Source organism: Nitrospira lenta, from assembly GCF_900403705.1.
In the GTDB taxonomy this organism is placed as follows: domain Bacteria; phylum Nitrospirota; class Nitrospiria; order Nitrospirales; family Nitrospiraceae; genus Nitrospira_D; species Nitrospira_D lenta.
Window position 1 is genome coordinate 700,773 of sequence record NZ_OUNR01000001.1, and the last position, 20,834, is coordinate 721,606.

Annotated in this window: 17 protein-coding genes; 1 reads left to right on the top strand and 16 read right to left on the bottom strand. The window is 58.5% G+C overall.

Annotation, left to right across the window (positions count from 1 at the left end):
- Positions 1 to 11 precede the first annotated feature (11 nt).
- The 16 genes from NITLEN_RS03365 to NITLEN_RS03440 all read right to left on the bottom strand — a co-directional run bounded on the left by NITLEN_RS03365 (position 12) and on the right by NITLEN_RS03440 (position 20,118).
- A complete protein-coding gene (locus tag NITLEN_RS03365) occupies positions 12 to 968 on the bottom strand; it encodes a glycosyltransferase family 2 protein (RefSeq protein ID WP_121988151.1) in 957 nt (318 codons plus the stop codon).
- A gap of 265 nt (positions 969 to 1,233) precedes the next feature.
- Positions 1,234 to 2,700 (bottom strand): lipopolysaccharide biosynthesis protein, encoded by a 1,467-nt coding sequence (locus NITLEN_RS03370; RefSeq protein WP_121988152.1) that lies wholly within the window; start codon positions 2,698 to 2,700, stop codon positions 1,234 to 1,236.
- Positions 2,701 to 3,099: 399 nt separating this feature from the next.
- Positions 3,100 to 4,710 (bottom strand): glycosyltransferase family 2 protein, encoded by a 1,611-nt coding sequence (locus NITLEN_RS03375; RefSeq protein ID WP_121988153.1) that lies wholly within the window; start codon positions 4,708 to 4,710, stop codon positions 3,100 to 3,102.
- 12 nt (positions 4,711 to 4,722) lie between these two features.
- Positions 4,723 to 6,297, bottom strand: coding sequence for a glycosyltransferase (locus NITLEN_RS03380; protein WP_219999374.1), 1,575 nt, complete (start codon positions 6,295 to 6,297; stop codon positions 4,723 to 4,725).
- 123 nt (positions 6,298 to 6,420) lie between these two features.
- The gene (locus tag NITLEN_RS03385) at positions 6,421 to 7,575 is read right to left on the bottom strand and encodes a glycosyltransferase family 2 protein (protein ID WP_121988155.1); all 1,155 of its coding nucleotides are present in this window, start codon (positions 7,573 to 7,575) and stop codon (positions 6,421 to 6,423) included.
- Positions 7,572 to 9,230, bottom strand: coding sequence for a glycosyltransferase family 39 protein (locus NITLEN_RS03390; protein ID WP_121988156.1), 1,659 nt, complete (start codon positions 9,228 to 9,230; stop codon positions 7,572 to 7,574). Before NITLEN_RS03390 ends, NITLEN_RS03385 begins: the two co-directional genes overlap by 4 nt.
- On the bottom strand, positions 9,217 to 11,034 hold the full coding sequence (locus tag NITLEN_RS03395; protein WP_146216079.1) for an ArnT family glycosyltransferase: 1,818 nt from the start codon (positions 11,032 to 11,034) through the stop codon (positions 9,217 to 9,219). Before NITLEN_RS03395 ends, NITLEN_RS03390 begins: the two co-directional genes overlap by 14 nt.
- A gap of 30 nt (positions 11,035 to 11,064) precedes the next feature.
- Entirely contained in the window at positions 11,065 to 11,373 is a 309-nt protein-coding gene (locus NITLEN_RS03400) for a hypothetical protein (RefSeq protein ID WP_121988158.1), read from the bottom strand.
- Between the two features lie 28 nt (positions 11,374 to 11,401).
- On the bottom strand, positions 11,402 to 13,243 hold the full coding sequence (locus NITLEN_RS03405) for an NAD(P)/FAD-dependent oxidoreductase (RefSeq protein ID WP_121988159.1): 1,842 nt from the start codon (positions 13,241 to 13,243) through the stop codon (positions 11,402 to 11,404).
- A complete protein-coding gene (locus tag NITLEN_RS03410; RefSeq protein WP_121988160.1) occupies positions 13,240 to 14,316 on the bottom strand; it encodes a glycosyltransferase family 2 protein in 1,077 nt (358 codons plus the stop codon). The genes NITLEN_RS03405 and NITLEN_RS03410 overlap by 4 nt, the downstream gene beginning before the upstream one ends.
- A gap of 214 nt (positions 14,317 to 14,530) precedes the next feature.
- The gene (locus NITLEN_RS03415) at positions 14,531 to 15,532 is read right to left on the bottom strand and encodes a lysylphosphatidylglycerol synthase transmembrane domain-containing protein (protein ID WP_181416609.1); all 1,002 of its coding nucleotides are present in this window, start codon (positions 15,530 to 15,532) and stop codon (positions 14,531 to 14,533) included.
- 144 nt (positions 15,533 to 15,676) lie between these two features.
- A complete protein-coding gene (locus tag NITLEN_RS03420; RefSeq protein WP_121988162.1) occupies positions 15,677 to 17,101 on the bottom strand; it encodes a CDP-alcohol phosphatidyltransferase family protein in 1,425 nt (474 codons plus the stop codon).
- A gap of 67 nt (positions 17,102 to 17,168) precedes the next feature.
- On the bottom strand, positions 17,169 to 17,888 hold the full coding sequence (locus NITLEN_RS03425) for a phosphocholine cytidylyltransferase family protein (RefSeq protein ID WP_121988163.1): 720 nt from the start codon (positions 17,886 to 17,888) through the stop codon (positions 17,169 to 17,171).
- Complete coding sequence (locus NITLEN_RS03430; protein ID WP_121988164.1) at positions 17,885 to 18,967, bottom strand: pyridoxal-phosphate-dependent aminotransferase family protein; 1,083 nt, start codon at positions 18,965 to 18,967, stop codon at positions 17,885 to 17,887. The genes NITLEN_RS03425 and NITLEN_RS03430 overlap by 4 nt, the downstream gene beginning before the upstream one ends.
- Before the next feature lie 78 nt (positions 18,968 to 19,045).
- Positions 19,046 to 19,624 (bottom strand): thiamine pyrophosphate-dependent enzyme, encoded by a 579-nt coding sequence (locus NITLEN_RS03435; protein ID WP_121988165.1) that lies wholly within the window; start codon positions 19,622 to 19,624, stop codon positions 19,046 to 19,048.
- On the bottom strand, positions 19,621 to 20,118 hold the full coding sequence (locus NITLEN_RS03440; RefSeq protein ID WP_121988166.1) for a thiamine pyrophosphate-binding protein: 498 nt from the start codon (positions 20,116 to 20,118) through the stop codon (positions 19,621 to 19,623). The genes NITLEN_RS03435 and NITLEN_RS03440 overlap by 4 nt, the downstream gene beginning before the upstream one ends.
- 180 nt (positions 20,119 to 20,298) lie before the next feature.
- On the opposite strand from NITLEN_RS03440, the gene NITLEN_RS03445 reads away from it, so the two are divergent.
- Positions 20,299 to 20,823: a hypothetical protein gene (locus NITLEN_RS03445; protein ID WP_121988167.1), complete on the top strand. Its 525-nt coding sequence runs from the start codon at positions 20,299 to 20,301 to the stop codon at positions 20,821 to 20,823.
- The last annotated feature ends 11 nt before the right edge of the window (positions 20,824 to 20,834 follow it).

Here is a 20,834-nt window from a genome sequence, read left to right on the forward strand (position 1 = left end):
CCTTATTGCACTCAACGATACTGAGTGGCCTGGATCGGTTTTCGTCGAAACGCCCGCCACATGCCAGGCATTTCGAGCACGTGCGTGACAACCGCCATCGCCAACGCCAGCGGCAACTCGTATATCCTCACGTTGTAGTGGCGAAAGCACCGAAAACAATCGCGGACACTGTCGAGGGTCTTCCCGGCCGCGATCAGGGGGATCACAATGACGCCCATGCGAATCAGGCCCGCATACGGCAGCCGGTCATCGTGCAGCCGTGTGATGACGGTGCTGTATCCGTGATTCCTCCGTATGTCCTGTTCCATCGCCCACCCTTCAAAATCGTGCACGACCACGAGGGCCTGGTCGAACCACAGGGTCGCCCCTTCACGGAGAAAGGCCTCCGACTGTATCCGAGACGCAAACGCTCCCATCCCGACCGGCAGGGGATGGCGCCGATAGACATCGCGCCTGAATGCCGCCGCGTTGCCGGAGATGAACCGGCTAGGACCGCTACGACCAGGATCGAGATACGACCGCGACAACAAGCCCAGTATCCGCTCCAGGCGTGACCGGCCCGGGTACAAGGTCCTAGCGCTGACAGCCGCAGCCTCGGGGTGCCCGGCAATGGCTGCGCGGAGCACCCGCAGCCACGACCGATGGGGAATGCAGTCGGCATCGACGATGGCCACCCAGTCGCCGGCGGCTGCCTCCACGGCCCGGTTCTTCAATTCATACGAAGACTCGGCATCGACATGCAGCACCTTCAGGTTGGCGACCATCCCCACTACGTCGCCCGGAATCCGCCCCCCGAATCGCGACGACTCGACGAGAATGAATTCCTCAGCCGGCGCTCCTTCCTGCTCCGCCCATGCCCGCAATGCGCGCCGAAGGTCCTCCCACGACTTTTCTTCTCCCGCTGCATAGTCGGACGTAACGATGACGGAAATTTTCGCCGTCGCCGCGGCCGCTGTCTGTCCTACCATGCACTCGTCTCCTTCGAATACTTCGGCCCTCTGCGTAACGGCCGCTCCAGACTCTCAACCCAACGGTGCGTCGGACAAACCGACCGACGCCATGCGCGGCCATGACATGGCGGCGGATGCCGGGGCGCTGCCACGAGGCCACGGGGAGAGGCTCCCGCCCCACCTGGGTGCGAAGCCGGGTCAACCAGCGAGGCAATAAGAATCTTTTTGCCAGCCATCAGCGCGCGCGCTCGTCATCAAGAGAATTGCCTCTCTCCCGTTCGCCCTATCCAACCTGGGCGGGCTGTGCCTTCCGACCGAGGAACGACCTCACAGCGGCAATTTCCCTATGACGGAATTCCCCGATCCACCAATAGCCGACCACGCTGATAATCCCGAGCAGCACCAGCTTGGCAAATACGAGAACACCGGGAGTCGGCCACCACAACGAGACGGTCCCGACAACGAGTCCGACCGCCAGACTGCGGATCACCGTTCCGACCGGTGGCCACACCGTCCACAAGGCATAGACACCCGCTCCCGCCGCAAGCGCCCCGAGAGAGGAGACCGCGACAGTCACCAGCGCAGCGCCCTGCTGCCCCAGCCGGGGGATCAGAACAAGATGTCCCACCAACCCCAATAGCACCAACGGAGCTGTAAACATGACCGTTCGTGCGGGCAATCCCGCGGCGGTCATAATGGTGATCGACACCATCAACATCACATTTGAGACCGCTCCGACAATCAGCAACGCCAACAGCGGCCCGGCGGGAAGAAACGCGGCGCCGAACACGATTTGGACGATCTCCGGCGCCGCACCCGCAATGATCGCCGCGACCGGAATGAGAAACATCGTGACCCGCATCCCATCACGCGCAAGCTCTCTCGCCTGATCCAGCTGGCGGTCCGCCAGCTGACGGCTCAACGTAGCGAGCAGCAGCGATGAAAATGTCCAGGAAAACAGTCCGGGCAAGAGGGAGAGGCTTTGAGCGGCGCTATAGATACCGGCCTGCGTGGCCGTTCCTCCGAGGATCTTGAGCAAAAACAGATCCATTCCGTTGAAAACAATGAGGCAGATCGAGGACAGGAACAACAGCGCGCCGTACCGCTGCATCGGGAAAGACACCGGAGCCGGCTTGACGAACATTCCTTCTCCGAGGTACCAGCGGCTAAGCAGCAGCTCTGCCAGCGACGAACCGATCACCCCCAACAATGCGCCCGTAATGGAGAACCCCGCCTGCACAAGCCCCACCACGAGCCCCATCCTGAACAGCCAGCGGCCGGCTCTGGCGACCGCTCCAGCCCGATAATTGCCCATGCCGATCAGCACATTGCGATAGGATTGTCCGACACATAGGAGAGGAATATCGAGGGCACACAGCCGGAGATAGAACGCTAGATCCGGCTCTTTAAGCAGTGCGCTGAGCGGTCCGGCTACCATCCATACCAAGACCATCGCCGCGACACCCATCTTCAGGCTGAGCCGAATCACCATGGCACCGACCGGTTTCCAATTATCCGTTTCCCCGACAAACTTAATCGTCGCTTTTGTAAAGAACGAACTGATCGCGCTTTCGATCCAAATGATCGTGGTCAGTGTCAGGGCCAGTAACCCATAACCCTGGGGCCCAAGCTGCCGCGTCAAGTAACCCGTCGTGATCAGAGCCGTGAGCGGGAACAGCATCTCCGCCAGAAATATCCTGGCAGTCCCGTCCATCAGACGACGCCCCACTGTCGTTGTCAGTAAACTCATTCCACCCTTTCAATCATCACGTACGCAGAACGCTCTTGCGCCTCAACTGGTTCCGCTCAATGTGCTGATACCGGCAGCCCTCTCTCGGTCCAATCAGCCGACCTGGCCACGCCACCGGTCACACCGGAATCGAAGAACCGCATGAGGCCCTGGGTCAGTATAGAAACCAGGTGCCGGGTAGCCAATACCTCTTCCCTCATCTCCCCCTACAAAAACAGTGCGACGGGCATGAGGAATTTTGACTGCATCAATACGATCAAGCACAACCGCGTTCATGTTGCCCCAGAGGGTCCGGCTATTTTCGGCGCCGTGGAACGCGATACGAGAAGTTATGATGGGCGCGAAGGCGATACCTGCAGCACCGGGCCAACCAGATGGGGCGGCCCCTGGAAAGAACCGTTACCGATCGGCGCGGCGTCTCACGACCCCACTCCACTCTGTCCCCATCAGGCCCACCGTAAGGATCACAATCCCCATCGCGCACAACTGGGTTACGAACGGAAGAGTGCCATGCAAGACCAGCCCAAGTCCCCATGCGGCACTCAGCACTCCTAGAGTGATGACGTGCGGCCACAGTACAAAAGATGCACGAGGAGACGACTTCATTTTGGGAGTCGTAATAAAGGGAAACTGGCGGTTGACCAATACATCGGCAACGGCCGCTAATTGATATGGCCATTTCGCGAAGCGCAGGAGGCCGGCGCGCCAATGAATCCCCTGCTCCGATTCCTTCTTCAAATAGAACCGCTGTCGATATCGTTCCCAGACCCGCAACATAAGCACCACTAACCCGCCGCTGATCAGCGCTTCGGTGGTTGCCATCGCGGGACTTTTCCCGGAGACCAGCATAAACGCCACCAGCATCATGGCAATCGGCAGCATAATGCTCCGATGCACATAGTTTAGTCCGTGCAAGGCGTTCAACAACGCGGAAGTCGGCGAGAGGTTCCGGGCCACCGCTGGCCCGATCCGCAACTTCACGTCGAGGACCGAACGGGTCCACCGCCGTTGCTGATTGAGATACGCCGGCCAATTGTCGGGAGCCAACCCTTGCGCCAGAGCCTGAGGCGCATACACACCTTCCCACCCGCGACTCTGATACAACAACGTCAGCAGCAGATCATCGGCATCGTGCGCCGCGAACCCGCCGCACTCGCGCAAGGCGCTGAGACGATGCGTGTTATGACAGCCGATGATGAGCGGGACCCCTTTCCCATGACAAGCCATTTGTACCAGCGAGTAGAACTCATAGGTTTCTTCGGCTGCGCCCCTGGCAATGAAACTCTCCCCTTGATTGCCATAGACCTGCGGGGCCTGTACATAGCCGACTCGTGCATCGTCTAAAAACCCAAGCACGTTGGTGAGGTACGACCGATCCGGCACATGATCGGGATCAAAGGCCGTCAGGATCTCGTAGCGGTCGAAGCCGATCTCCTGGAGCCAGGCATTATAGTTTCCGTGCTTGGAAGCCTTTCGAAACAGGCCGGCGTCGGCCTGATAGCGAGGAAACGACTTGCGGCTGAAATGATGGACGCCTCGTGCGGCACAGACTTGCTTGACCCCCTCGTCATCTCCCTCATCGAGGACCCACGTGTCGTGAGGGTAATCGAGGTTCACCAAGGCCGTCAGGGTCTGCTCCAGCAACTCCAACGGCTCAATCCCAGGCACATACGTGGTGACGACCGCAACCTTCCAGCCCGGTCTCGGCACCACCGTTCTTGGCCGCTTCATGCTGAGCAGGATCAGCCATCGCCCGAGATTGTTGAGCAGCAGTACCGCGAGGAGTCCGGAGCAGACCGCCATGATGAAGGGATATTCTCCCCACGCCTGGAGTCGGAACCAGAAAAAGAGAAACACCGCGATGGCCGCCATTCCCGCCACCGTCAACAGCCAGTAGATCAACCGGTCTCTCGGCTGGAGAACGGGATCATTGACCACTCTGGTCGGAATGTTGCGTTCGGTAGACGGCTCCACTCGTTTCGCCCCTCCGCTGACGTTAGGCCACACCATGGACTCTCCACCTCACTCGCGTTTACCTAACGCACGGAGCTGTTCGGCATCGGTGCTCCGCCAGGTCTTTCGCGCTCCCGTCCGAACCGCAAGCCCGCGATAGGCCCCCGCGCCACACACGCTGCGCAGCCACAGACGGCCCAGGACCCGCCAATATCCCCATCCCACCTGGGCCAGCTTGAACGAGGACATGCCCATATCCGGCGTGCGATTGATCCAGGAAATCGGAACTTCCTTCACCTGATAGCCCATCAACAGCGGTTGCAACCCCGTCTCCGCATTCACCGCGAACCACGGCTCCACAAGGCACAGCTGCTCCACGACTTCCCGGCGAAGCAGCTTCAGATTATTGGTAAGGTCCCGGAAGCGGCGGAGCAAGAGAATCTGCGCGATCAGATGGAAGCCGCGATTCGCAACGATTTTTCCGAACGGATAGTTCAGCAAGACACTATGCCGGGAGAAGCGGCTTCCGACCACCACGTCATACCCTTTCACGGCCTCGTCGAACAGATCCGCGATCTCCGGCAACAGATGTTGAAAATCGCAATCCATAGTGAGGACATAGCGTCCTGTCACCGCCCGATAGCCGTCGGATAAGGCGCGGCCGACTCCGTTAGGCCCGGTGCGCGAGACCAGCCGAATCCGGCTGTCGGTTGCCGCCATATTCCTGATGACCGCCGCAGTCTCGTCGGTGCTGTTGTCGTCGACCAAAATAATCTCGTGCAGATAATCGTCATAGAGCCGGCGCAAGCCCTCCACCAAGGGCCCGACATTCATCTGTTCGTTGTAGCACGGCACGACAACCGAGATCGCATGCTTGAGTCCCTCATGTTCGGCCAGCGACACCGCCGGTCGCGCCACCACGCGCGGCGGCTTTTGAGCATGGACCAGAATAGATCCCGCCAACGTCCGAATCCCCGGCGCATTCTCTAGGACGATCGAGAGATTGCGAAACAACCCTATCAACCGCCGGGAGAGCGGCGCGAAGACGAAATCGTTGTAGACGGCAAAGACTCGGACAAAGCCCACTTCCGACATCAACTCATACAATTGTTCCCGGCTCAGAAGGGACCGGGGGTCGGCCTTCCCGAAGATCCGCGCCAGCAGCCGGCGAAGCTTGAGGACCACGTTCCAGGGATTACTTTCATAGAACACGACCTGCCCGCCAGGCTTCAAACGTTCCAGCACCTGTTGGAGCAACATCGCGCAGTTGTGCTTGTCGAGCAGGTCAATCGCGACAACGAAATCAAATTGCCGCCCGCTCAGAATGTCCGAATCCGAACCGGCGGCGACAAACTCGACGGCATCTTGGATTTGGCTCGGCTGGCGGGCCGGGCCATCGAAGGTCACGGCGGTAATGGGGTTCCTCCCGTGAGTCACCTGTACGAGCTGCCGTGTGAAGAGCCCCTGTCCGCACCCGACTTCAAGAATGGTTTGCCCGGGCAAGAGATGCACCAGATGCCGGAAAGACTGGGCGCGCCAACGAAGCCGATCGTCCGCAATAGGGTCCCGCTGCAGCAGATACTCGTCTCGCGTCTTCTCTCGAAGCGCTAGGGTTTTGAGCATTGATCGGTCAGAGATACTCATACCACCGCTCTCACCCCTGCAAACGAACATTCCAGGCGGCAATCATCTCCCGAAACACGTCATCCAGCGATGTGCTTACAGACCACTTCCCACTCAATAGTGCGGCATTCCTTCTCACGGTCGTCATATTTTCTTCATCGACATAGCGGAGATGAACAGCGAAGAAAAAATGGTCCCTCCGCCGACAATCACCAGTGTCGCGCCCAGCGAGGCCCACTCAGGATGTGAGAGCGGCGCAAATCCAGACTCCACCCACTCCCAGACCAGGAAGCCCAGGAGCGCCACCCCGATGAACAGAACGCCCCCGCCGAGCAGCAGACCGGTCTCAAGCCGAAACCAGTCGTAGAACGTTCCCAGCCCTTTATTGTTCTTGTCAAAGCGCCGGCTCCAGGAATAGGTCTTGGCATGCAACCCTACGCTCATAATCTGAAACCCCACCACGCTGAAGATCGTGCCGAAGATCCCCGTCGCGGTTCCAAGGGGCTTCTCATTGAACTGGATGAGACCGGCCAGCGAGACCAAATGCGCGGCACATCCAAGCGCCAGTGACACGGCACCCGGCAAGAAGAACACCTTATTGGGACAGTAGATCAACATCATGCGCAGGCTTCGCCACCCATCGCGAAACGTGCGCAGCTTCGACTCGCCTTTTCGCTCGGCCAGTTGGATCGGCAACTCGGCGATCTTCAAACCGGCCAAGCCCGCATTGATGGCCAGTTCGAGATTAAACTCCATGCCGGGGCTGACCGGCTGGATCAGGTCGTACGCCCGCCGACTAAATGCGCGATACCCACAATACACATCCGTATAGGCGGTCCTGAACAGCACGTTCAAAATTTTTGTCAGCACGGGGTTGCCGAAGAATCGATGAAGAAAGGGAATCCGGGCGTGCCCCCCTTCCAGGTACCGGCTCCCGGTCACAAAATCGTCCCCCTCTCGCAGCTTGTCGAGAAAGGCCGGAATCATCGTAAAGTCATAGGTGTCGTCGGCATCGCCCATGACCAGATACCTGCCCTTGGCGCTCGCAAACCCCTTCAAGTACGCATTCCCATATCCGCGTTCCGGCTGATGCACGACTCGGGCGCCCATCTTCTCGGCAATCGCCACAGAGCGGTCCGTCGATCCATTGTCACACACCACAATTTCGCCATCGAGCCGCGCCCTGTCGAACGTGTCCAGGATTTTCTGGAGACAGGCGCCGATAGCGGCCTCCTCATTGAGGCAGGGGAGCACGACGGAGACCATTGGCCGCGTTGAGGCCAAACATCCGTCACTCATGGCTGCACCATCCCTCCGACTTTCGGTGCGTCATCGCGAGCTCGGGTAACAAGAAAGAGCAGATGATTCTCCTGCCTGCGTAACAATTCCAAGTGCCATTCTCCCAGTATCAGGTCAGAAAGAAGCCAGTTGAAATCTGGCACGGAGAGTCCGTTGGCCAACGGCCCGCCCAGAAATCCACCGTGCACATACAGAAAAAATCGTCCGCACGATTGCTGGAACGCTCGCGATTCTTTCACATTCATGCGAAACCAGGGATTGAGGTCTACCATGCCTCGATCCATCGTGTCGTGCCCCATGTGCCTCAAGGATGCTTCCGGATCGGCTAGATACACAAGTCGTGAAGACAAGTCTCCCGGTGCATAGTGTGCCAGCATCATGAAGTTGTGAGGGTCGGAAACCACGATAGGAAGTTCCTCTGTTGTCGTGACAGTCAAGAACTCGGCCACAGGGCCCACAGCTGAAGCCGCCGTGTACGGGAAGGCCCGCACCGTTAACATCACGAACCCCACTACAGCAATAGCGATTCCCACGACACCTAGCAGCGCTCGGCCATTGCAGAGCCGGAACAATGTCAACGCGACCAAGGCACTGATCCCTAGCACAGTTGGCAACACATAGCGCGGCGTGAACGCGCCGGTCGTACACAGCGTGACCGCCACACCGATCACCGGTAAGGCGGCGAATGCCAGGGCGGCCGCCCATTCATGATCGGGAATCACCGGTAAGGCCGGAGCCGGAGTCCGAGCCCTTCCTCCCTGCTGCAGATAGGCGACCACACCGGCGGTGATCAGTAGCAGCATGAAGAGCAGTGGCGCAGGCATCAGCAACATCGAATAGGTGTCCGGAATCCCTTTCCAACTCGGAGTCGCCCAGAAACCTCGGGAATAGCCGCGGGCTTGTTGGATCAGAGGCCATAAGAATGCCAGCGGGAGCAGCCCGCCAACAATCGCCGCCCACAAGGGCCAATCAAGCCGTCGATTGCGATACAGCCTCACGCACTCGGCGATCCCAAGGGGAACAAACACAAATACCGCGTAGTAGTGAGACCCCACCGCTGCACCCAGGCTTCCCCACAGGCCGATGAGAGACCAGGGGCGTCCCTTCCCTTCAGCTGCGGCGGCCCAACAGGCCCACGCCATCGCCGCAAACCCAAGCACCAGCCCGTAGGGCCTAGCTTCATAACTATAGAACTGTGCGTTGGTGACAAGGAGACCCATCATCGCCGTGAATCCATAGAGCGCTGAACTGCGGCTCTTCACGAGAAAGAACAGGCAGACAGCCGCCATCCACACCCCAACCATTTCTGGAAACCGAAGGGCCCACTCACTCACTCCAAACACCGCCAGTGAGAGCCGAGTCAAAAGATAAAAGGGGTAGGGGTTTTGGTCTGCCCCTGTGTACAGGGCATCCCAGATACTCGCCGGTGTCGTAGCCTGTGCGATAAAATAAGTAAATAATTCATCATTCCACAGGGGCTTGCGCATGGCCAACACGCTGGTCGCCACAAAGTAGACGATCGCGAGCACGCCCAACAGCAATACCCAGTGTCTCTCGCACACCTCGCTCAATGCCTCCGCACGACCGTCAAGCCAGCGCACGGCTCGATCGAGCATCCCGGCACTCTCCACCGCCGTCACGTCACCGGGCTTCATGAGGCCTCGCTGCCGTGAGGATATGTTGAGGAGTCCGGTGCGTCATCGTATCCCGTTCAGACTGAACCGCAGCCGGCTCCGGATGGATTCGTTCGTAAATGGCGAAGGCCCCCTCATGTCGTACTCCCGTTTCCGTTGTGACGTCATCACTGTATACACGTTTCCAGCGTTCCGGAAATCGTTCGACGACACCCTTCGTGAACCGCTGGCTATCAATCGCGAGCCCTTCGTCCAGAATGAGATAGGTCACCGGAACGGATTCCAAGAGTTGTTGGGCCTTGAGCGGGTCGGATTCGAACGGCGGCATGACCACCTTATTTCCTGTTCGGAGATAGACCCAGTGAGGCATCGACGAGGCAATGACGTCACCTGACTTGACATGCGCCAGCAACCAATCCACGCCCGCATCAAGCGCGCGAGATGAATCCATATAGAAAAACAAGCGATAGCCGATCGTTTCGCCAGAGCGGCTGTGATACCGAACTTCAAGATGCCGCTTCGCATACACGGCCACGGTCGCCGCGACCTGTTGCAAACAGATCCCGACCACTACCAAACCGGCTACAATTCGAAGCACGCCGCCCCAACGCACCCGAGAATATTGCTGGGATCGTTTCACGATCCAGCCAACCGTCGTACAAAGAGACAGGGCTAACAAAGGAACGGTTGGGCACAGATATCGATTGAATTGCTCAGGCCATGGAGTGAGACAAACCAGCCCGACGGAGAACAGGATGCACAAGGGGATCAGCCGTTGCCCGTTCGCGGCCATCACGGCTGTACCGAATACGACAAGGCATCCCAACGCATAGAGCGGAACATTGACGATCCATGGGGGCCCCGCATCGGTCCCGATCTGCGCCGAGATCTGTTCCCGCTCCACTTCCCATGCCCGCTTTGACGCGCTCACAGACTCGCCGATATAGCGCGGAACCACGGAGACGTTGCTTAAGAAACGTCCTACTCGATCACCGACAGTGGAGTAGCCCAGGGTTGGATCAAAAGGGTCGATCAACGACACGTTCTTCGCATAGCTGACGTTGTAGAACATATAGTCGGCCCGCTGGTAGGCATATGCGGGATGCTGATACCCCGCACTCGTTTCGACAGACTGCACATACGAGAACCATCCGAGGACCGGAAGCGCCGCCATTAGGCTCCGGATGAACGCGGTCTTCCATTGTCTTCGTACCAGCCCTTCGCCGATCCACGCCACAAGCAGGGCAATCCCCGCCGTACGCAAGGCAACCGCGGCAATCGCAACGGCGCCGGCCCATGCGGACGAAGATGTTCGCACGTCACGATCATAGACGAGCAGAAATCCGACCGTGAGAAAGCCATAGAGCATATCCGGGAAGCAGAGATCGGACAAAAAATACGTATACACACTCAGCAAGGTCACAACGGTCCCCCAAAATGCCAAGGGGATCGAAAGATGCCTCCGCATGAGTGTATAGATCGCGAAGATATAGGCCGTGAACGCCAGGAATGAGGAAAATCGAAGCAGGCGGCCAACGACCAAGGGGTCGCTCGTTCCCAGGACGAGTTGATGCGCAGCAATGATCAGCGGAAATAGCGGAGGGTATTGATTTGCCTGGATCTCGCCGGGCTCATTCAGCAGTCGATATCCCTTCCCTTCGGCGAGCGACGTTCCAAGCACGTAGTACACGCCGCCATCCCAGCGGAAGTCGATTGGGCCCTGCATGCGAGGCAGCCAGAGCGCGACGATCAGCAATCCAAGGATTACATACACCGTCCGTTCTTTACTAGTCTCACCCCGCCACATCGCCCACATAGTCGGCACGCATCGGTTCAAGCAGCACTCACTTCGCCGCTACTTCTGGCGGGCATTCACAACACCGTTGTAAATTCTTCCTACGACCCACCCGATGAGCCCTCCCGTGACGGCGCCGTAGATGAGTCCTACAAACGCCCCCATCCACGTCACCGAGTATCCGATGAAGAAGTTCGCTAAGAGCTGAAGATGCTGCCCCGCACTCGGCCCGCCCTTGATGACCAACCACACCGTCATCATGAACAGGCCGCCCCCTCCGATCACTCCGCAGACAAGCGCCAATGCGTCCGCCTTGATCCTGGCAAGAGTGTGACTGACTTCGTCTGTCTGCATGGCCTGCGGTTTCATCGCGGGCACCGCCTTTCTTCCATGTGAATTACATTTTATCGAGGAGATGGCGCCGATCGTCCCGCTCGGCGCGCCGCCGAACGAACTGTGCGTAGCCCACGAGCGTCCAATTTCTGAGTCCGGCCGCAAGTGCCCCCACCGCGAACCCCACCAGCCCGGCTTCACCCATGCCGATGAACGCGCCCAACCAGGTGACTTCAAATCCGAACAGATAGTTCCCGAGCAACGACAAGGTTGGGCCGGGCGCAGGTCCGCCTTTGAGTAACAGACCAGCCGACGCCATGAATATTCCAATGCCACTCACCGCGCCGACGGCTATCCCCAACGCGACCGGATCGATTTTCGCAAACGCAACTTCGATCATTGCATCTTCAGCCGCTGCGATCGTCTCATCGACTGAGACGGAGACGCGCGCCGGCACCAGCCGATCCCCGGCGTTCGGCTGAGAGGTCTGGCCCTCTTCGTGATATTCCTTCTCTGTGTTGACCGACCAGACATCGCGCTTGTCTCCGAGAATGTTTCCCGCCGCATACACACCGGTCAACATAGAGTGGTCTTGATTGTTATAGCGATGCAATCCGTTTCGCCCGATGGTCTGTAGATTCGAGAAAGTTTCCAGATAGCCACGGATCGTGGCGACACTGTCTTGATACGTTTGGTCATAGACCGGATAGGCCTTCTCCATCCGCACGACCGTTCCGTCTTTGACTTCCCGCGGATCGATCAGGCCGATTTGAGCGCACTCTCGAATGCCCAGCTCAATAAGGCGCTCATCCGACCACGTCCACATATCATCCGTGTCCCACAAGAAGTATTCCAATCCCAGCGAGGTCCGCGAGGGATCCGGCACCATATAGGGACTCCAATTTTTGTAATTCTGAATCCGTCCGAGCTTCACCTCCGGTGAATGGACATAGAGCCAGTTATCAGGGAAGACCGCCTCGCGATCAATGACCAGCACGACCGTCAGATAATCCCGATAGCGGAGCGACTGTGCGGCCTTGAGCACATCGTCAGGCGGCAAAGGATCCAGGGCCTGCACCAGTTCACGCAGCGGCATCGTCGACACGAAATGCTGGCCGGCGTACTCCAGCGACTCGCCGGCTGCGCCTCGGCCCTGAACGCAATCGACCTGACCGTGACGATGCCGGACACGCTCCACGTGCACACCTTGGATCGTTTGCGAACCCTGCGTTTCGATCAAACCGCGGCACCGTTCCCACATCAATCCCGGACCAAAGCGGGGATAGTGAAATTGCTCGATCAAAGAGGTCAGTGTCGAGCCGTCCATTCCCTGCTTGGCGCCAAAGAGCGCATTCCGCACGGCTTGCTTCAAGGAGAGGTTCTTAATGCGTTGCGCCGCCCAGTCTGCTGAGATCTCGTGGCACGGAATCCCCCAGACCTTCTCCGTGTAGGTCTTGAAGAAAATGTTGTAGAGCCGATACCCGAATCGGTTGGAGACCCATTGCTCAAATGTTTTTTCGTCCTGAATGTGGAAGAACTTAGCCTTAATGTAACTGAGGCCGATCAGAAACGATTCCAGCGGACCGAGGCCAGCCAGCGCATTCATCGGCTTCAGGGGATAGTCGAAGAAATGTTGATTATAGTAAATGCGTGAAATCCGCGGACGAAGCAGAAACTCTTCTCCCAGAATTTCATGCCACAACTCATTGATGAGGGGGACTTTCGAAAAGAACCGATGTCCGCCGATATCAAATCGATACCCGCGGTAATTGACGGTCTTTGAGATGCCTCCGACCTGATCGCTCGCCTCAAGCACGGTGGACGTCATCCCGCGCTTCCCCAACTCGTAGGCGGTCGTGAGTCCTGCCGGTCCTGCCCCGATAATGACAGAAGATTCTTTGCTCACCCGTGTTTCTCCACCTGTGATTTTGGTTGCACCGACTCAGACGGAAGGAGCGAGGCTGGCTTTTCGCCGACCCAATGACGGTCGACAAGATGGCGTGCCGTCCCAACAATGAAGGCGACTCCGCTATACAAAAAATACAACCAGTGCCATGGGATGGCCTGTGCTGCGAAGCCGAACCCGCGCTTCTCCAGGAAAAATCGGTAAAGCCGGACATTGAGCATAAACAGCAGCAGCCCCATAGTCGCCGCAGCGGCCACGCCCAGAGGTTGCCAGAACGCCAGCACCAGCGCCCCGAGAAATCCGAAAACCAACATGACACTCACACGCCCGGAGATGCCGATATTCAAATCGTTCACAAAACCCCGGTGCCGATGGATCAGCTGCGTCCAGGGCACGGCCCGTTGAAAGAAGTCCGCTTGAAGCATCGATCCAATCATCCAACGCTTCCAATGCTTGACTTGAATCGATTTACAAAGCCGAATCGTATGGCCGGCGCGGGTGAGACGGTAGCCCAATTCAATATCCTCGATGGAGGGCTTGAGATACGTTTCATCAAATCCGCCCATGGCAAGAAAGACATCCCGCCGGATCGCCCCGCAAGCGCCCCAAAACGTGGAAGCTTCCTCCCGACCGTTCTGATGGACATAGTGATGGAGCAGGTTGCGGTACTGAGACAGAAAATTCGACTCTCCCGGTTGATCGTCATACGATCCGATCATTGCCGCCACCTCGGAATCTCGCTCAAAGATCTCCTTGGCCCGGCGAATAACATTCTCCGGAACGGTCACATCGGCATCAATGAAAAAGAGCAGATCCGATTTCGCCTTCGATGCGCCAAGATTTCTGGCGCGGCCGGGCCCTCCCGGCTGGGGGAAACGATAGAGCGTCACGCCGGCCGCCTCTGCGTACTGCGAGGAGCCGTCCGTATCCCCGTCGCCGATGACGATAATTTCATCCGGCTGAGGATCCGTGCGCTTGATCGAGTCCAAGCTCGCGCGAAATCGTTCGCCCCCGTTGTAGACCGGAACGATGACCGCAAGCGTTACAGGCCGAACCGATGCTCTGGCATTCATGATCCTGGTGGCCCCTTAAGCTCAACACGCAGCGATAAACGTGCAGTGGCGCACTCGGAGGCTTGCCATTCCGCAGACAAGCCCCCCGCTAAGAATTTCGGTAGAAACGTAGAGGAAGAAGACCTCGGCAATAAGCCCATACCCCTCTTCACAGCCTCAGGAGACGGGAATACGATCGCGTATGTATCGTCCTGATGGACTGCCCTCACGAAGCTTACTGGAGAGAACCTTTCTGAGCAACGTCAGATTGATTTCCCGTCAGTGCGAGACACCCCAACCCGATCCCGATCCAGACCAACTCGCGGAATCGCCGTAGCAGGGCGAAGGTAATCCCCGTCACATCCGAATAGCCGAAGGCTTGGAGCAACAGCAGATTGCCGCCGTCCTGCGCACCCAGGCTGCCGGGGATGAAGAACGTCCCGCCTTTGATGAAGACGGAGAGGGCTCCGATCGAGATTGCCGACCAGACATCGGCCGGACCACCGAGATAGTAGATGATCACGAACACTTCCAGCGCCTCAGCCAACCACCCCAGGAAATACAAACCAGTGGACGCATAGAACGCCCCCTGATGGCGAGTATAGAAATTCAGAATCGTCTGATCGAGCGCCCGCAGCTTGTCTTCCCGTGCTTCGAGAAAGCCGATCCGCATACCGAACTTCCGCAGCGTCTCCAGGGTCCAGGTAAAGAGGCCGCGCCGCTGCACGAACACAAAGGCCATGGTCCCGAAGGCCAACAGCCCGATGCTCAGCAACCCTGCCGCCACGATTTGTCCCGACGAACCCTGCGCACCCAAAATCCAGAAGCCCAACGCGATTCCTAAAAGAATAAACAGCACCTGAGCAATGGTCATGGTGGTCTTGGCAATGACGACGGAGGCCAACCCTTCCACCAACGGCACGCCGGACTTCTGCAACAGATACGCTTTCAGCGGTTCGCCGCCGACATACGCGGTCGGAGTCGTCATATTCACCACTTCACCGGCCGTGCGAACAGCCAAGACCCGCAGGAACGAGACCGACTGTCCGGCCGGACCAAGCGTGATCTTCCACCCATAGGCCTCGACGGCATACATGACGAGGGAAGGAATGAGGATAACGCACAATGCCACCGGCCCGAGTCTGGTCGCAGCGTCATAAATATTCCCAGGACCGATGTGCCAGACAATGAGACCGAGCGTGAGGAAGCCGACGAGGAGGAGGATGACTCTCAGCACGCGGATCGAGTCCTATCTCCGGGATGCTCAAAACTGTCATCCAGCGAGGCCGCAGGGTACGTAGCCCCCGAAGCGCACTGTGACTGGTACGTTGAGGGGGATGAGTAACCGAGAACGAAGCTGGGGGCAGTTTTCAGCATCCCGCTATGCACGAGATCTTGCTGACGGACGAATCACCCACAACATCAGCGCAGTGAAGACCAGAGAGCCGGCTGACGCCATCCAGAGAAACCAATCCAACTTGCCGACCACCGCCGCGATCAGGACGATCACGGAAAAATCACGGCTGGCGACATTCTTCAGCATGAACTCAGACCAGGCCGCATGGATCGGCGTCTTCCACCCACTCGCCGCCTTGATCTTCTGGGCCCGAGTCACCAAGACGAAAGACGCGGCGTTGCCGAGCACGGCAGCCGCACCCAACGCGAGCGGAATCCAGGCATCGGCCTGCCCGGCTGCTTGCTGGTACGCCCCCACGGCAATTCCGGCGAAGATGGCCATATGCACGACGTTGTCCATCGCGATATCGAGCCAGGCGCCGAACGCCGACTCCGTGAATGTGAGCCGGGCCACTTCCCCATCACAACAATCGATCACCGCCGCAAATTGGAACAACAGCGCCGCCACAATAGCCGCTTCATACGTCCCAAGCCCAAATCCCACGGCGGCCAAGAGCCCAAGGACGGTCGCCACCATCGTAATGGCGTTGGGGGAAGCCCCTATGGCCAGGAAGATTCGGGTGAACCAGCGAGAGACCTTGCGATTGAAGTAGCGATCGACGAATCCCTCGAACTCACCTTTGAGCGAAGAGAATAACTTCCGTTCAGCGGCCGGAACCTCGGCCTGCGTCCGCACATCCTGATACCACTGCGAGGGATGCCCGTCCGTCCGCAGCACCCGAACCCGTCCGTCGATTGCGGCCTGCTCAATCCATCGCCGAATCGGCATGGTTCCTGGAGGGGTGTGAGTCTCCTGCGCCGCGGCCATAAGACCGGCCGGCAGAACCAGAACATCCGCCGCAACCAGCAGCGCATCTTCGGCCCGGGACGATCCGAGGGCGAGAAGCCGTTCGGCCTGCACTTTGACCGAAACCCGCCAATCTCCTGCTGCCCGCTGCATGACCGGCTGCGCCACCAGAATCGCCTGTCCCTCTTGCACTCCGCGGCGCAGACTTTCGATCAGGCCGCGCGAGAACACGCCGCGCACGCTCGCGACCAGGCAGAATCCATGAACTTCCGCCGCCATCGCTTCCCAGGTGCGCGGATCATCGAGCGGGAACTCCCGAATCGGCATCCACCGCACAGGGATCGTCACGCGCGGCCCACGGCCTAACGCCTGCTTGAGTTGGTCTTCTTCAGGACCGGCGAGCACGATCAATTGCCGGATGCCGGCCCGCTGCAACGTGAGCACGGCGCGTTGAAACAGCCCGATCCCCACGACCTGCGTCAGAGGACCGGCACTGCCGGGGACACGTTCTAGGGATTCGCCGAAGACACTGACCGACGGCAGCAGAATGGCGGTCGCCAGTCCCTGAACTTCCGCGCGATGTTGGATGAGACTTTCACTCATTGGATAACTCGGCGCTCGCTGTGCGTCATGCACAGAACCGATGAAACATCACACACACATCAATGTCCTAGAACCTTGGCAGGACCTCTCGCTCCGCCTTCGTCACATCTTCCGGAAAATCGATCTCGGTCCACGGCAATCCGCCGATTTTTTCATGCCCGACCTTCACGTCGCGGAAGAAATCGATCAGCGCGTCTTCATACTCCATCTGCCAGGCTTCCCGATCGACAAACTTCCGGAGCGAGGCGACGACATGCGGCGAGTCGGCTTGCCGGACCTTGAGAAACCCTACGCCTTCACCGGCATACTCATACCGCAGCGGCATGGTTTTCGTCAGCGCGATCACCCGCCCGCCTTCGACCACAACCATGCATTCTTCACCGGTCTGCTTGACCGATTCATCCATCAGCAGCGCATTCTCGTAGGGCGAACTCACCAGGCGCTGTAAGATTTCACGATGAAAGAGCACGTCGGCATCCATGACGATGGCATTATCGGTAAACGCCGTCTTGGCGATCCACAACGACGAGATACTGCCTCGATGGAACTCCTCGTTGACCAGAAAATTGACCCGCACGCCGCAGGCATCGGATTCGACGGCCGCGCGAATCATCTCCTGCTTGTAGCCCACGACGATATCGGCCTGCCGAATCCCCACGCTCGCCAGCGCGGTCAGATACCGGTGCAGCAAGGTCTGGCCCCCGAGCTTGATGAGACACTTTGGATGATGCTGAGTCACGGGCCAAAGCCGCTTACCGACGCCCGCTGCCAGAATGATCGCCTTCATGCCGGTTTACAGGCCTGTTCGAAAGCGTCGAGAAATCCCGTCAACTGCGCTTCGGTCAACGCGCCCATATTGGCCACGCGGAAAATCTTGCTTTCCAATTGCCCCTGTCCTGCATAGATGACATAGCCCTGCGCCTTGAGGCGGTCATGCAACTGCTCGTAGGTCACGCCGTCGGGAAGCGAATAGGCCGTAATGGTGTTCGACTGGCGCTCGGGCGTCAGCATCGGCTTGACTCCGAGCTTGGCCATGCGCGCGCGAATCAAGGTCGCCGCCTTCTTATAGCGTTGAATCCGGTTGGCCACGCCTTCTTCCAGCAACTCGCTCAGCGCTTCATCAAAACCATAGAACGCCTGCACCGCCGGCGTGAACGGAATCATGCCGCGGCCTTGGTCATCGACATAATGCGTGAGGTGAAGATACCACGACCGTTTCGGATACTGGCGCATCCGCTCCAGGAACCCCTTGCGCACCAGCACGAACGACACACCGGGGAATCCCTGAATACATTTGCCGGCCGTCCCCGCCACCATATAGATGTGCGACCCGGCGATATCGATGGTTTCTCCGCCCAACCCGCTGACGGCATCGAGAATGAACGCGCGGTTCTGACTGTCGACGACGTCAGCAATCTCTTTCACCGGATTGATCAGACCGGTAGTGGTTTCATGATGGACCATCGCGACGGCATGCACTTCGGGATGCTGCCGCAACGCGAGACGGAGACGCTCCGGATCCGGCCTGGCGGTCCACTCGTACTTGAGCTCAGACACGCCCAGCCGGTGCAGCCCGACCATCTGCGACAGCCGCTCCCCGTAGACGCCGTTATTCAGCACCAGCACCCGCTTGCCGTGAGGGATGGCGGACATCAGGGCGGACTCGACCGCAGCGGTGCCGGAGCCGGTGATGAGCACGGCGGCATACTCGGCTTCCGCCCCAGGCACGAAAGCCTTCAGCAACTTGTCTTGAATCCGGAGCTGCAGCTCGGTGAATTCCGATTCCCGATGGCAGATATCCGGACGCAACAACGCCTGCCGGACACGCTCGGACACATTGACGGGGCCTGGATTAAGAAGAATCATTTGTCCCTTCAGCCCTCAGTCGCCAGTTCCCGGCAATCAGTTCGTGAGCGCTGATTGCCGACTACCGAAGTCTGATGGCTAGTTGATGGCCTGCATAAACCGCTTGGTGATGTCCGGCGGCTCATGGAGCACCCGCCCGGCATCTTCGGCGAACTCGTTGACCTTAATCAGCAACATGCTCGGCCCGTCTTTCTTCAACATATCTTTGAACTCGTAGACGAGGTCCTCACGGTCAAGCACGCGCTCCACATTCACATATCCAGCCGCCTTGGCCACCTTTTCCAGCGGCACCACATTCGAAATGGTCGGTTGGTTGCCGGTCGTTCCATACACTTCGTTATCGAACACCACGTGAATGAAATTCTTCGGCTTCAAGGCTCCGACCGTCGCGAGAGTCCCCATCCCCATCAGCACATTCCCGTCGCCGTCGAACGTGACGACCTGCTTATTCGGCTTGGCCAAGGCCACACCCAGTGCGATAGCCGGGGCATTGCCCATGGAACCGATCATATAGAAATGCGTCGGACGATCCGCAATCTTGTGCACCTCGCGCGAGGGAAAGCCGTTGCAGACGATCACCGGTTGATCGGTCAATAATTCAAGCAGTGCGGCCAATGCCTGCGCCCGACTGATCAGCGTCCCCTCTTCAGGTCTCATGGATGCAACCCTTTCACGACACCCTTGGTAATCACCAGTGCAACGGGAATGCGTTGTTTCATAAAGGTCTCGGCCACCCACTTGAAATCTTCGACCGCGGTTTTCTCGGTCAAGGTCCGGTGCGGAATCTTCATGATATCGAGGAATTGCGGCATGACCTCACCCATCACCAGATGCTCCGGTGCATCCTTGCCGCCCTGGCCCCGCCAGGACACGATCAAGATACAGGGCTGCCGGTAAATCATATTCAATGAGATCAGCGTATTGAGGGAGGTCCCGAGTCCTGAATTCTGCATCAGTACGGCAGGCACTTTCCCCGCCATATAGGCACCGGCAGCCATCCCCACTGCTTCATCTTCCCGCACGGCCGGCGTATAGAGCCGCCGCACCATCAGTTCGGCAATAATGCCGCCCAGAATCGAATCGGGAACTCCGGTAAAGAAATCGACCCCCATATCTTGCAGTGCCTGAACGAATGCATCGCTTTCAATCATCTCGCTCCCGATCTGTTATCGATACCGATCGCTGATCCGGCTCGCACGCGACCCGAATCCAAAATCCGGCGCATTATAAGACAGGGCTGCGCGTATTCTCAACAAACCATCCGGTTGCGCCGGCCTCGAGGTCGTGGTAGCGTGCGAGGATGGATCGCTTTTAGAATACCGCGCGACACCATGGCTAACCGGCTGCTCTACCATCTCCTCCTCGGGCTTATCTCTGTTTCCAGCGCGCTGTACGCATTGCCGGTCTCTGCGGTCCCCATGATCAACGACCCGAACGGGTTTCAGAACATCAGTTGGGGCACCGCGCTGGCCGGACGTGCTGGAATGACTCCGTCGAGGACCGGCTCTCATATCACCGAATATCGCTCCACAGCCAGTCCTGCAACCTTTGCCGGGGCTGAGATGACCAGCATCCTGCTCCTCTCGATCGACGATCAATTCGCCCGCGTGACCATTCGTTACCAGGGGGAGCAGACCCATGCCCAAGTTATGCGGTTCCTCGAGACAGAATTCGGACCGCTGGAGCGTATCCCCGGGCAGATGGCACGGGGACTGAATCAGCAATATAATTGGCGTGGGCCGGAAACTGAAATCAATGTGACCTATCAAGCCAGCACCGAACGCGGATTTATCTTCATCGACAGCCGCACACTGGCGCCGCGATTCAACGATTACATTACGGATTCCGCCGAGTAAGGAAAGCTGAA

Bases quoted from the DNA above. Each gene is read 5' to 3' on its own strand.
- NITLEN_RS03385 (WP_121988155.1), bottom strand. From the start codon at position 7,575: ATGAGTGACGGATGTTTGGCCTCAACGCGGCCAATGGTCTCCGTCGTG.
- NITLEN_RS03440 (WP_121988166.1), bottom strand. From the start codon at position 20,118: ATGATTGAAAGCGATGCATTCGTTCAGGCACTGCAAGATATGGGGGTC.
- NITLEN_RS03435 (WP_121988165.1), bottom strand. From the start codon at position 19,624: ATGAGACCTGAAGAGGGGACGCTGATCAGTCGGGCGCAGGCATTGGCC.
- NITLEN_RS03430 (WP_121988164.1), bottom strand. From the start codon at position 18,967: ATGATTCTTCTTAATCCAGGCCCCGTCAATGTGTCCGAGCGTGTCCGG.
- NITLEN_RS03425 (WP_121988163.1), bottom strand. From the start codon at position 17,888: ATGAAGGCGATCATTCTGGCAGCGGGCGTCGGTAAGCGGCTTTGGCCC.
- NITLEN_RS03390 (WP_121988156.1), bottom strand. From the start codon at position 9,230: ATGAAGCCCGGTGACGTGACGGCGGTGGAGAGTGCCGGGATGCTCGAT.
- NITLEN_RS03380 (WP_219999374.1), bottom strand. From the start codon at position 6,297: ATGAGTATCTCTGACCGATCAATGCTCAAAACCCTAGCGCTTCGAGAG.
- NITLEN_RS03420 (WP_121988162.1), bottom strand. From the start codon at position 17,101: ATGAGTGAAAGTCTCATCCAACATCGCGCGGAAGTTCAGGGACTGGCG.
- NITLEN_RS03400 (WP_121988158.1), bottom strand. From the start codon at position 11,373: ATGAAACCGCAGGCCATGCAGACAGACGAAGTCAGTCACACTCTTGCC.
- NITLEN_RS03445 (WP_121988167.1), top strand. From the start codon at position 20,299: ATGGCTAACCGGCTGCTCTACCATCTCCTCCTCGGGCTTATCTCTGTT.
- NITLEN_RS03365 (WP_121988151.1), bottom strand. From the start codon at position 968: ATGGTAGGACAGACAGCGGCCGCGGCGACGGCGAAAATTTCCGTCATC.
- NITLEN_RS03410 (WP_121988160.1), bottom strand. From the start codon at position 14,316: ATGAATGCCAGAGCATCGGTTCGGCCTGTAACGCTTGCGGTCATCGTT.
- NITLEN_RS03370 (WP_121988152.1), bottom strand. From the start codon at position 2,700: ATGAGTTTACTGACAACGACAGTGGGGCGTCGTCTGATGGACGGGACT.
- NITLEN_RS03375 (WP_121988153.1), bottom strand. From the start codon at position 4,710: ATGGTGTGGCCTAACGTCAGCGGAGGGGCGAAACGAGTGGAGCCGTCT.